The sequence below is a fragment of the Paenibacillus sp. JT22N15 genome (assembly GCF_059383755.1).
This window is the reverse complement of the sequence record NZ_JBXENV010000026.1, coordinates 1-12,461: the sequence shown is the minus strand read 5'-3', so window position 1 is coordinate 12,461 and position 12,461 is coordinate 1. Positions and strand designations below refer to the sequence as shown.

Here is a 12,461-nt window from a genome sequence, read left to right as displayed (position 1 = left end):
CGGACAACAGCAAGAAGGGGAATGCTCATGGAAGGAATGACACGCGGCGAGCTTGCCAAAAAAACGGGTCTCAGCATGGCAACGATTCGCTACTACGAGGAAAGCGGCATCCTTCCGGCCCCCCGCCGAAGCCAAGGTGGATACCGTTTGTACTCGGACGATTATTTGGTCAAAATCAAATTCATTAAGGACACCAAGTCGCTCGGCTACTCCCTTAAGGAGATTCAGGAAGTGCTGCATCTGCTAGGCCGTGATATGGACGCTGAAGCCTTAAAAGAGTATGTGCGCAGCAAAATAGTCGAGATTGATGACAAGGTGGAGTCGCTGCGCTCCATTCAATCGATGCTCAAGGGCTTGCTGAAGACACCCGAAGCTGACATTCACAATTATTTGGATTCGTTTCGCACTCCAGAGGGCTAGCATGCATTTAAAAATAGTCGAGTCCCACATATGCAGAGATACGGCATATCAATAGAGAAGGGAGGCCCTTATGCGGGGCCTCCCTTCTTTGCTATTACATTCGATTATTCATTTATTGCACCTTAATCTCATCCAAATAAATCGTTGCTGCACCTGTCGAGGCACTTGGTGCAAACACTTGAATGCCTAGCGCCTGAACATTGCTTTTATCCGCGACGCCTGACAAATCGTAGCTTACCGTCACGAATCCATCGCCGCTATAGGAAACCGTTTCATTCGGCGCGAACCAGCTCCAGCCGCTGCCCGTTTGCAGAAACAACTTCACGGATACAGCGCCCGAAAGCGCTGCATTCCCATCCGCTGCCACTTTAAACTTGGCGGACAGCGTACTTGCTGTACCCAAGTTCAGCACACCGACCCGTCTAAGCTGGAAATTGCCGCCGTTCAAATCAAAAGCCGCCTTCAGCGAGCTGTTTCCTGATGATGCTGCATCAGTCGACACTGCTATATCACGGGCATTTGCCGTATTGTAGGCATTATCCGCATCGGTATTAATGGCCCAACCCTCTGCTCCGCTTTCAAAATCGTAAGTGGGACCAGCCGTTCCCGGACCCCCGCTTCCTTCCACATACACATCATCTACATAGACAGCTGCTGTGCCCGTCTGTCCCGCTGTCGGCTCGATCTTCACGCCGATTGCCTGCACGCTTTCTAGTCCCGTTACACCGGTGAGCGGAAGCGTCAGCGTCTTAAATCCGCTGGAATCGACGATAACGCCCATTCCGCTATCATGCCACTCCCATGTGCTCCCTGTCTTAATATATAGGCGGGCATTAGCAGTTCCTTGCGACAGCTTCACCTTGACGCTGAGTGATGTAGAGGCGGACAGGTCCGCTGCAGCAACCTTCGTCAGCTCAAAGCCCGCCGGGCTTGCTAGCGAGAAGGTAGACGTCAGCGAATGGTCGCCCTCTGTCTTCTCATCCGCTGTAGTCGCGGCATCTGTGGCCTGCGCCTCATTCGAGCTTACCGTCCAGCCAGCCGTATCCGTTTCGAATCCATAAAGCGTGCCTGGCTCCGCTGGCGAGCTTCCCGAACCGGAGCCGCCATTTGGCACGCCGCCTGTTCCATCATTTATCGCTTCAATATCATCGAAATAAAGCGTGCTATTAAGGGTTGCTCCATTAGTGGCATTCACGTAAATGGAAAACTCCTGTACATTTTTCAAGCTGACCTTGTTGATCTTTTTGCCCGTATTTCCTGTATCCCAAGGAGCAACGGTAAACGCATTAAAGTGAAGGCTGACCCATTGCCCGGTTGTACCTGCAAGCGATGGATATGCTTCGTAGGAAACGCCATCCACACGCAGCTGAATCACGAGCTTCTGGTTGCTGCCGTCCGGCACCATCCAAAATTTCAAATGGTTGAACGTGGACCAGTCTACTCTACCCAGCACTTTCGTAATGCCCGCATAGCCGGAAGTGCCCAGCGTATAGTCCAGTTTCATCCCATAGTTGCCCGAGCTTTTATGCACGCCGTCCAGCGCTACAGCTGTCGCATCGCCGCCCGCATGGATGAACTTCGCTGCCAGAGCGGCATCGCTGCCTTGATACGTCTCGAAGTTGTCCACTACAGCCGGGTCCTTCTCCGCTTCAGCAAACGTGCTGTACAAGCTTAGATTATCGACGCAGATTGAAAAATCGCCTTCTAATCCGCTGCCCACCAAGGAAAGGACAAGCCCCGTCGCCGCTGCTGATTTTGCCGCATCATTCAAATCAATAACTGGCGAAAATTTCGCATATACCGTGCTGCCTACGGTCACCTGCGGAAGCTCGGACAGCTTGATTTTGGTCGTCGTCATCCCATATTTCGTATCCCAATCCGGCGGCAGCATCGCCATGCTGCTAATCGTCGCCTCCGCATCTCCCGCATTCAGCGGAATAAAAGCGTCCAGCTTGATGCGCTTCACATCGGCCAGTGCATTTCCGCTGTCCAGCACTGGAAGCGCAAGCTTGAATTCCTGCCACGTATCCGCTGCTGCTGCATGCTGGGCATCCAGCTTCAATACGCCGTTGCCGTCCAAAACATCATGCCCCACGGTCAGCGCCATCGTTTCCGGATAAGTGCCCGGATCGCCATTTTTAACGACGCCTTCTGTATCTTGGTCAAAGGTGTACGTTTTCATCAAAATCTCGCTTGCCTGTACCGATACCGTCGCAGATTGCGTTAGCGCAACCTGATTGCCAACATATGCTTTGACGTTCAGCACCGCTGTTTTGCCATTTAAGCCCGCTGCCGGAGACCAATTCGCCGTATAGAAAAATCCGTCGCTATCAAGCGTCATCGGATATTCTGTATCCGAACCCTGTACCGTATAGACGACCTTCGTTGGGGTAATTTCCAGCGCCCGTGCGCGAATCGTGACGGAGCTGCCGACAATGCTGTTATCCGTAGGCGTTGCAATATGCATGAACGGCTGCTCTGGCGCTGTCACGACCGTATGGCCATATACGCCCTGCACCTCATTGCGGAAAGTCGTAAACGAATCATTATAGAAGTTAATAAAATCAGGCAACAGCTCATGATCGCCGAGCCCGTTTGGCGCATTTTTATAAGGCACATACAAATTGTTGCCAAGGCCAAAGTTCGCCCATGTCTGCATATAGGCAATGCGTGAAGCGTCCTCATCGGACTTGATTGCACTCAGCAAATCGGTAAACCAGGTCGTATTATTGTTCCCGGTCGTCTTCATCCCCTCCGGGCTGTAGCCGAATTCGGAAAACGTCGCAATTTTCCCCTTGCTGTCCGCCAGCCTTGAGATCATGCCCAGATCCGTAACCAGTCCGTTCAAAAAGCCCTGCGAACCCGCATTCTCCTTGTTATCGTATTGGTCCATCCCCAATATATCGACATAATCGTCGCCCGGGTACGTCGTCAAATAAGTGCTTTCCGCGCCGCCGAACGAGCCATTTGGCGAGAAAACATACAGGAAGTTGCGCACGTCCTTCTTATCGCGCAGGTATTCAACCGTATAGCGGAAAACCTCCTTGTATTCGCTTGTGGTCGTCGTTTTCGCGCCCCACCAGAACCAGCCGCCGTTTTGCTCATGGAAAGGACGGAACAGAATTGGAATGAGCTTGCCATCATCATCCTTCACATTATTTGCGAAATTCGCAATGGTGTCTAAAAAAGCATTAAACTCCGCATGCTTGTCGCCGCCCGGCAAAATATGAGCAACTACATTGCCTGACGTATCATTAAAGCTGCCGCCAGTCACAAAGTTCGGAAAATGGGTGCTGAGCGTCACAATGCCGCCGAGATCGTGGGCATTCTTGACCGATGCAGTGAGATTGATCCGGCTTTGCTCCACATTGTTCGGCACACCCGGCTTCTCTTTGCCTTCCAGGCTTAGCGTATCCCAGCCGAACACGGCAGGGTAATCGCCAACCGAATTTTTCACCTCGGATTGCGAGCCGTCTGCCCCGGTCAATGTCACACCTTCGTCCGTTGCATGCTGATGGCCGAATAAAATTTCATGACCGCGCACGCCGTTCAAATAGGCGAACAGTGATTTGGTCTCAGCCGTTGCATGCTGATCGACAAAGTTCACCGTCGGCTCCGTATTTCCGCCGTTTCCGCCGCCGTTGTTGCTGCCACCACTGCTGCCCGAGGATGCTCCTGTTCCTGGCATCGTGCCGGTGCCAACTGGCGTCAGCGTGCCATTTTTCAACGTATAGCTGCCTTTGGCTATTGGCTGGCCATTAATAGTGACGGAATCGGCCTGCACCGTCAGCCTCCCGATCGTTGTACCTGGGCCGGTGATCAGCTCCGTAGGCTGATTCAGCACGATACTGTCTGCCTCCGCGTTGTCTCCCAGCTCCAGAATAGCCTTGCTGTTAGCCACGATGCTATTGATTTTGGTGTCTCCGTCTGCCTCGACATGCACCTTGCCATCCTTGCGGTTAATTTCTACGCCTGCCAGCGTTGAATCGTGAAAGATAACGGTATGCTCGCCGCCACCTGCAATAAACGTCGTTCCTTTCACGCTGGCATGATCGACTACTGCTTCGCCGTCCCCAATGCCTGCGGTCAAATAAAGGTTGCCGGCAATTTGGGCATCTTTGAGCGTAATGCCAGCATGATTAATGATCGCATGGCCCGAAATCGTTTGCGCCGCTGTATAATCCCCTGCCTTGGCATACAGCTCGGCCACCAGTTTGTCCACCAAGGTTATGACCTCTGCACGAGAGATTTTTCCTGCGGGCTGGAAATCGCCATTTTCGTAGCCGCTGACGACACCTTGCAGCGCGTTGATCGCCTTTTTCGCATAGCTGGAAATTTGGCCGCTATCCTTGAAGGACCCCGCGTACGCTGCATTGTCCGCTGCTTTCAGCTCGAAAATACGCGCCAGCAGCGTTACCGCATCCTGCCTCGTTATCGGCTGCTCCGCTCTTGCCTCGTTACCCGGGAACCCCTCATAAAAGCCCGCAGCCCGCGCTTTGCTAAGATCGCCCGCATACCATGCTGTCTCCGGCACATCGCTAAAGGCTGAAGCAGACAAAGCCGATAAACCGAACAGCCGATTAATGACCGTGACAAATTCCGCCCGGGTCATGCTGCCATTCGGATGGAAGGTCCCGTCCGAGTAACCGCTTACAATTCCCTGCGCACTCCATTTCTCTATAGCAGCTTTCGCCCAATGTCCCTGTATATCGGGAGCAAACGCGTTAGTTGCCGCCCCTGATTGAGCGAAAGCAGCAGAAGAGAACATCGAAACAACGATAGCTGGGGCCATGATGGCCGCGATCCATTTGCGTTTTTTATTCATGCGATCCTCCTATTTTTTAAAGTGTTTTGAAAGCGCTTCACATCATTATAGAGGAACCACTTGAAAAAAATAGGAGATTCAATTTGTTTTTATAGTTCTCTTTTGTCTTCTATTTTGTTATGTTTCTTTAATTTAAGGTGAAACGGCTGTCGCCGTCCTTTGGCGGCGCAGCACGTTTCATTCCGAGAAATATAGAGACAGGATCGGGAAATCCTATACTTTCCTATATTTTAAAAAATGCAACCAAGCTTTCGCTTCGCCGTATCTAATCAGACATCCCTGCTGCAGCAGGAACTGTAACACCATTAACCATTAACAACTACAATCACAATCTGCTATACTACAAATAGTTTCATATTCTTACACAGAATCGACAAATTCCACCATTCTGGCCTGTTAAGAGCTTTAAGGTGAATAACTGTCGAGGCAGATGGTTCTTTTATTTCATATTTGAGGAGGCAATACAAATGGGTATTGGATCGAATTCAAACGGCGGCAACAATTTTGGTGGACAAGGCGGCATTCAGGGCGGTATCCAAGGCGGTATCCAGCAGGGTGGCATTCAACAGGGCGGTATTCAGCAAGGCGGCATCCAACAAGGCGGCATTCAACAGGGCGGCATCCAAGGCGGTACTCAGCAAGGCGGATTCCCGAATGCGGGCAACGCTAACTCCTTTGGTGCAGCACCTGCTCCTCAAGGTGGCGGCTTCGGAGGCGGACTTGTATTGTCCAAGGGACAGAAGCTCGATTTGACGAAAAACAACCCCGGACTCGACCATTTAAAGGTTGGACTCGGTTGGGATACGAATCGCTTGCAAGGCCAAAATTATGACCTCGATGTTGAAATTTTCCTGCTGAACCAAGCGGAGAAGCTTCCTTCCAACGGCCATATCATTTTTTATAATAACTTGAACAGCCCAGACGGAGCGATTCGCTATAACGGCGACAACCGGACTGGACAAGGTAGCGGCGACGATGAGTCGGCAGAAATCCAACTGTCCCGCGTGTCTCCTGACATTCAGAAAATCGTATTTACCGTGACGATTGACGACGCTGTTCGCAAAAATCAAAACTTTGGCCAAATCGGCAACGCCTACATTCGGATCGTCAACCAGGCGAACGGCGCTGAAATTTGCCGCTTCGACCTGTCCGAGGACTATTCCACTTCCATTTCCTTGCTCGCGGGAGAAGTATACCGCCATAACAACGAGTGGAAATTCAATGCGGTAGGTACAGGCCTTACGCTTGATCTGACTGGCATTTGCGCACATTATGGCGCTATGTAATTCACTACACATCTAACTGGAGGTCAACTCATATGCCATTTCAATTTCAAGTGGAACGCGAGCTGTTTCTGAAAGCTGAAGGCCAAGGCAAGTTTTTCGCTAAAAAAGGCTCCATGGTCGCTGATCAGGCTTACAACGGCAAATTTAAATATTCCAAGCGCTTGCTTGGCACAAACTCCGGCAACATTGTTGGACAAGTATTAAACCACGGTATGCGCCGCATTACAGGCGAAAACCTTGAAATTATGGAAGTCGAAGGCCAAGGCTCCGTCTATCTTGCTGACCAGAACACGCATGTGACCATCATTAATTTGGAGCAGGGCGGCCCTTGGCAGCACGTAAGCGTTGAAAGTGAAGACCTGCTGGCGTTTACAGAAACTTGCCACTACGGCGTTACGATCATCGGCTCCGGTGTCATTTCCCAACGCGGACTTTTCACCTCCAAGCTCTCCTATAACGGCCAAGGCGCTCAAGTCGCAGTGAAAACGAACGGCAACCCGCTCGTTCTGCAAGCTCCATGCCGCGTCGATCCCGATGCGATTGTTGCCTGGACAGGCCCTTCACCTAAAGTGAAGCTTGATGTGAACTGGAAAACCCTTATTGGACAAACCTCTGGTGAGTCGTATATGTATGAGTTCAATGAGCCTGGGCAAATCGTTATCATTCAGCCTTTCGAGCGCCAAAGCGGCGTGAAATTCGGCATTGATGACAACCGTTACCAGCCGCAAGAGCAAAGCAGCGCCTTCCAAAACACTTTTGGCGGCAACGGCGGCAATGCTGGTAACGCTGGCAACGTTGGCAATAACGGCGGTGCTCCAAGCAATAACAATAACGAAGGCGGGCTCGGCGGCATTATTGGCCGAATTTTGCGTTAAGCCATTTATTATACGTACTTCCAATAAGAAGATTAAAAGCATCTCCACTCATCATTCCTGATGAGCAGAGATGCTTTTTTGCCTGCTGGTGCCTGTTATTCCTGCCACTCCACGAGCTGTGGATTATTATCCAAAATCGACAGGTATTGCTCCTTCCAGCCATACTTGGCATCGGGGTCAAGCAGCTGGTAGCGGTGGAGCTTCTCCCGGCGATGCTCTTCTTTCGCCCAGCCATAATGCTTAAGGCGAATGCCCGACAGCTGATGAGGCAGCTCCAAAATATTAGCGGGAAAACGTCCGCAATGCTGCGGTGTATTTTTCCACTTATAATCAAATGCTGGGTCATAGCGGAGCAAAAAAGGACGATAGCTTTCATGTGCCTGCCAGATCGCATCCGATCGATACGAATGAAGGCTCCAGAAATCGTATAGCCGGAAGCAAAATACATTCGTAGACCGGCTTTGCAGCAGCGAATCGAGCTCCTGAACGAAGCTTTGCTCGAACCATTCATCCGCGTCTAGATTCAGTATCCACTCCGGATTTACAGTCAACGTCTCTTCCCACTGCTGCTTCCGCAGCGTAATTTCATTGCTGAAACGCGACACCTCGTTACGGATCAGTTTAACCGGAATGCCTTCCAACACCTGCAGGCACACCTCAGCTGTGTCATCCGTGCTGCCATCGTCAATAATGACCGCGTCATCAATATACTGGCGATGCTGCTCCAGCGCCTGGCGCAAATAGCGGCTGCTCTCGTTCCTTACGATCATCGACAGCGTGAGCCGTCCTCGGGTCTGGGGCTGGACTTCCGCTTCTTTCTGTAGAAACCGCTCCGCCCCAGCCAAATCCGCGCTGCGGTAAATATGATAGGCGGGATAGTGGGTATCCACAAACAGCCGCAGGCCAAGCGCAGCCGCCCTAACGCAAAAATGCCGATCTTCCCCCCAGAAGGTTAAATTGCTAATGGGGCCAAAATGCACGCCAGCTTCAAGCGCACTTCTGCTCAGCAGCGTACATGCGCCAAGCCCGCCTACCTCGTATACGCCAGGCTCGCTTAACATGGCGTAAAACTGCTCCAAGCGCACCGCAATTTCCATATCGCTCAGCTTCTCGCCTCGGCCTCGCTCCCACTGTCCGTATTCGTCATGCAGCCATACTTGCGGCTGAGGACGCGCATCCGGCTGCCAGCGGGTCCAAAAAATTTCCGATACAATATCTTTGTCGTCCGCTACTAGCTGCGCAAGCGTCCTGGCGTCCAGCAGCAGGTCCGAGTCGAGCAGAAATAGGTAATCAAATTGGCTCTCTAGCGCATGTTCAATGATTCGATTTTTGAAATAGGCAACCTTCCAAATGAGCTGCTCGTTCCAGCAATGCGTTATATCCGTGCGTACATACACGTCTTGACTATCGGAGGATTCTGAGCGGATAATGGTTACCCCCTCGCGAGCGGCAGTAAACTGTTCCAGCAGCTGACTGCTCGTAGCATCCGTATTATCGTCAATAAAGAGATAGCTCAGCTCCAGCTGATCTGCATGAAAGCGTTTCAGCGAAGCGAGAAACAACGCAAGAATCGTAGGCTGCTGCTGAACGGGACTGGCAATGAGCACACGCCTTTTTTTCTCAGACAAGTACGATCCCTCCCTCATCCTTCTTACTCAGCCGCTGACTCAAATATTCCCGGTTCGATACCATTCGCTCATCCTCCGGCCGGTAGCTGGCCGCCTGCTCGTTATGCCTATAAGCTGACTCATAGTCGCCCAGACGGTCATAGCAGACACATAGCTGAAGCTGCGGCAGCCAAGTAGAACAGGCTATATTCGCAAAACCCCAGCCTGTTGTGTCCGTATGCTCCACGTGGAGCGCCTGCTTATACCAATATACCGCCATCTGAAGCTCATCCCGCTGCAAAAAATAATACCCAAGGCGGCAGCAAAATTCCGCCCGAGGCTTATCATAATAGAAGGATCGCAGCACAGAATCCATCATATTGCGTGGCTCGTTCAGCTCGTGGTAGCAGTCCGCAAGCCGCCCGCAAGCAAGAATATTATCCTCGATCCAGCCTTTGCCGGTAGCAAGAAACTTGTCATAATAACGGATGGCCGAATCGTAGCGGCCATTGTCTTTCAGCTCATTGGCATAATAAAATAAGTCGCGCGGGGTGAAAACTTCTCCTCTGCGAAGTCGATTTTCATACATCGTTAAATTGCGGTCGCTATCATGCCCGAGGCTCTTATGTGTAACGATTACATCACAATGAACGATGTTTCCGTAAACCTCCAAATACTCATGGACCGCGCCAATCCACTGAAAGTTCCGCTCACGCTTAACAATGCGATTGCGCCGCAGTTTGTTAACTACGTTGCCGTACTCGTCAAAGGACAGGTGGTAATCCATCGAGACGGAGTCTACCGTATCGTCCAGCTGGTGTTTGAGCGCCTTCAGCTTATGCAGCTCGGAAACCTCCAATACATCGTCCGCATCCAGCCACATCATATAAGGCTTCGTTGCAAGCGAGAATGCGAAATTGCGGGCGGCGGCGAAGTCATCCACCCAGGTGAAAGACTCGACGCGATCGGTAAAATCGGCAGCGATTTCCCTTGTAGCATCGGTCGAGCCTGTGTCGACAATAATAATTTCATCTACGGCGGGGGCAATAGAGGAGAGGCAGCGTGCCAATGTTTTTTCTTCATTTTTGACTATCATGCAAAGACTGATCGCGATCAATGAAACCACACTCCTGCGAGTTGATTCTATTGACCCATCCTATTCAGTCACTCTTGCCTTGGTGCCCAACTGGCCGACTTAGCTTAATTGGATAATGGTCAATGCCGCGCCGGCGCTGCCTCCAAGCAATGTGGCCGCACCCAGCAGTCCAAATAATTGAAGGGTAATGGTCGAGCCTGCTGTCAGTCCAACAATAATATCGTTATTGAAAGAGGATAAGCTTAATACTGGCTCCAATGTTGAGGCCGTACTCGCTATGCCGTTAATTAACAGACGCGAGCTGACCAATAACGCCGCTGTCAAATTAATTTGGTACGTAATATAATATCTGCCCGCTGCGGCAACTGTGAACGTATCGTTTAATCCATTGACCGTTATGCCTGCGGCGATATTTTGAGAGCTTGGAAGCGGTACATTCGTGCCTCCAAGTATAACTGCAATGATACCCCCAGTTGTATTGGCTGCAAAAGCGGATACAGCTGTCGTACTAACGCCTGTTGCTCCAGTGACTCCGGTAGTTCCAGTTGCTCCTGTAGCACCAGTTGCTCCGGTCACACCTGTCACTCCCGTGGCTCCGGTTACACCTGTAGCTCCCGTGGATCCTGTAAATCCGGACGCCCCGGTTACACCGGTTGTTCCTGTGATGCCAGTTGCTCCGGTTGCTCCTGTGACTCCTGTCGCACCCGTTGGTCCGGTTATTCCTGTCGTTCCGGTCTCACCAGTTGCCCCTGTCACGCCAGTTATACCGGTTGTTCCTGTGACACCAGTTGCTCCGGTTACACCCGTGGCTCCTGTCTCTCCGGTTGCTCCTGTCGCACCCGTTGGTCCGGTTATTCCTGTCGTTCCGGTCTCACCAGTTGCCCCTGTCACGCCAATTATACCGGTTGTTCCTGTGACACCAGTTGCTCCGGTTACACCCGTGGCTCCCGTCTCTCCGGTTGCTCCTGTCGCACCCGTTGGTCCGGTTATTCCTGTCGTTCCGGTCTCACCAGTAGCCCCTGTCACACCAGTTATACCGGTTGTTCCTGTGACCCCAGTTGCTCCGGTTACACCCGTGGCCCCCGTCTCTCCGGTTGCTCCTGTGACTCCTGTCGCACCAGTTGGTCCGGTTATTCCTGTTGTTCCGGTCTCACCAGTTGCTCCGGTCACACCTGTCACTCCCGTGGCTCCGGTTACACCTGTAGCTCCCGTGGATCCTGTAAATCCGGACGCCCCGGTTACACCGGTTGTTCCTGTGATGCCAGTTGCTCCGGTTGCTCCTGTCGCACCAGTTATGCCGGTTACACCCGTTGCTCCTGTCGCTCCCGTTTCTCCGGTTGCTCCTGTCGTTCCGGTCTCACCAGTTGCCCCTGTCACACCAGTAGCCCCTGTCACACCAGTTACACCGGTTGTTCCTGTGACGCCAGTTGCTCCGGTTACACCCGTGGCCCCCGTCTCTCCGGTTGCTCCTGTGACTCCTGTCGCACCAGTTGGTCCGGTTATTCCTGTTGTTCCGGTCTCACCAGTAGCCCCTGTCACGCCAGTTATACCGGTTGTTCCTGTGCCCCCAGTTGCTCCGGTTACACCCGTGGCTCCCGTCTCTCCGGTTGCTCCTGTCGTTCCGGTCTCACCAGTAGCCCCTGTCACGCCAGTTACACCGGTTGTTCCTGTGACCCCAGTTGCTCCGGTTACACCCGTGGCTCCCGTCTCTCCGGTTGCTCCTGTTGCACCAGTTGTCCCAGTTTCTCCAGTCGTTCCGATCTCACCAGTAGCCCCTGTCACACCAGTTACACCGGTTGTTCCTGTGACACCAGTTACTCCGGTTACACCCGTGTCCCCCGTCTCTCCGGTTGCTCCGGTTGCTCCGGTTGCTCCTGTTGCTCCTGTCGCACCAGTTGCTCCTGTCACACCGGTCACGCCTGTCGAGCCCGTTACGCCGGTTACACCAGTCGTGCCTGTCGCACCCGTTACCCCGGTCACACCGGTTGCTCCTGTCTCTCCTGTCACACCAGTCATACCTGTCGAGCCCGTTACGCCGGTTACACCAGTCGTGCCTGTCGCACCCGTTACCCCGGTCACACCGGTTGCTCCTGTCTCTCCTGTCACACCAGTCATACCTGTCGAGCCCGTTGCTCCGGTTGTTCCAGTTACGCCGTTGGTACCCGTTACACCCGTTGCTCCTGTCTCTCCTGTTGCACCAGTCATACCTGTCGAACCCGTTGCTCCAGATACACCAGTCGTACCGGTTGCTCCTGTCTCTCCTGTCACACCAGTCATACCTGTCGAGCCCGTTGCTCCGGTTGTTCCAGTTACGCCGTTGGTACCCGTTACACCCGTTGCTCCTGTCTCTCC

The 12,461-nt window shown here is 52.5% G+C and carries 7 protein-coding genes; 3 read left to right on the top strand and 4 right to left on the bottom strand.

Going from position 1 to position 12,461, the window contains the following annotated elements:
• Positions 1–27 precede the first annotated feature (27 nt).
• Entirely contained in the window at positions 28–420 is a 393-nt protein-coding gene (locus tag AC50X8_RS31320; RefSeq protein WP_056035186.1) for a MerR family transcriptional regulator, read from the top strand.
• Between the two features lie 112 nt (positions 421–532).
• On the opposite strand, the gene AC50X8_RS31315 is transcribed toward AC50X8_RS31320, so the two are convergent.
• Entirely contained in the window at positions 533–5,245 is a 4,713-nt protein-coding gene (locus AC50X8_RS31315; protein WP_494883466.1) for a glycosyl hydrolase, read from the bottom strand.
• Positions 5,246–5,970: 725 nt separating this feature from the next.
• On the opposite strand from AC50X8_RS31315, the gene AC50X8_RS31310 reads away from it, so the two are divergent.
• Positions 5,971–6,531 (top strand): TerD family protein, encoded by a 561-nt coding sequence (locus AC50X8_RS31310; protein WP_056035246.1) that lies wholly within the window; start codon positions 5,971–5,973, stop codon positions 6,529–6,531.
• 32 nt (positions 6,532–6,563) lie between these two features.
• Positions 6,564–7,406 (top strand): AIM24 family protein, encoded by an 843-nt coding sequence (locus tag AC50X8_RS31305; RefSeq protein ID WP_056035191.1) that lies wholly within the window; start codon positions 6,564–6,566, stop codon positions 7,404–7,406.
• Positions 7,407–7,501: 95 nt separating this feature from the next.
• Here AC50X8_RS31305 and AC50X8_RS31300 read toward each other — a convergent pair whose 3' ends face one another.
• From AC50X8_RS31300 to AC50X8_RS31290, 3 genes are all read right to left on the bottom strand, one after another.
• Positions 7,502–9,034, bottom strand: coding sequence for a glycosyltransferase family 2 protein (locus AC50X8_RS31300; RefSeq protein ID WP_494883464.1), 1,533 nt, complete (start codon positions 9,032–9,034; stop codon positions 7,502–7,504).
• Positions 9,027–10,130, bottom strand: coding sequence for a tetratricopeptide repeat-containing glycosyltransferase family 2 protein (locus tag AC50X8_RS31295; RefSeq protein ID WP_494883461.1), 1,104 nt, complete (start codon positions 10,128–10,130; stop codon positions 9,027–9,029). The genes AC50X8_RS31300 and AC50X8_RS31295 overlap by 8 nt, the downstream gene beginning before the upstream one ends.
• A gap of 78 nt (positions 10,131–10,208) precedes the next feature.
• The coding region (locus AC50X8_RS31290) for a BclA C-terminal domain-containing protein (protein WP_494883459.1) at positions 10,209–12,461 on the bottom strand (2,253 nt) is incomplete at its 5' end.

Bases quoted from the DNA above. Each gene is read 5' to 3' on its own strand.
- AC50X8_RS31320 (WP_056035186.1), top strand. From the start codon at position 28: ATGGAAGGAATGACACGCGGCGAGCTTGCCAAAAAAACGGGTCTCAGC.
- AC50X8_RS31315 (WP_494883466.1), bottom strand. From the start codon at position 5,245: ATGAATAAAAAACGCAAATGGATCGCGGCCATCATGGCCCCAGCTATC.
- AC50X8_RS31305 (WP_056035191.1), top strand. From the start codon at position 6,564: ATGCCATTTCAATTTCAAGTGGAACGCGAGCTGTTTCTGAAAGCTGAA.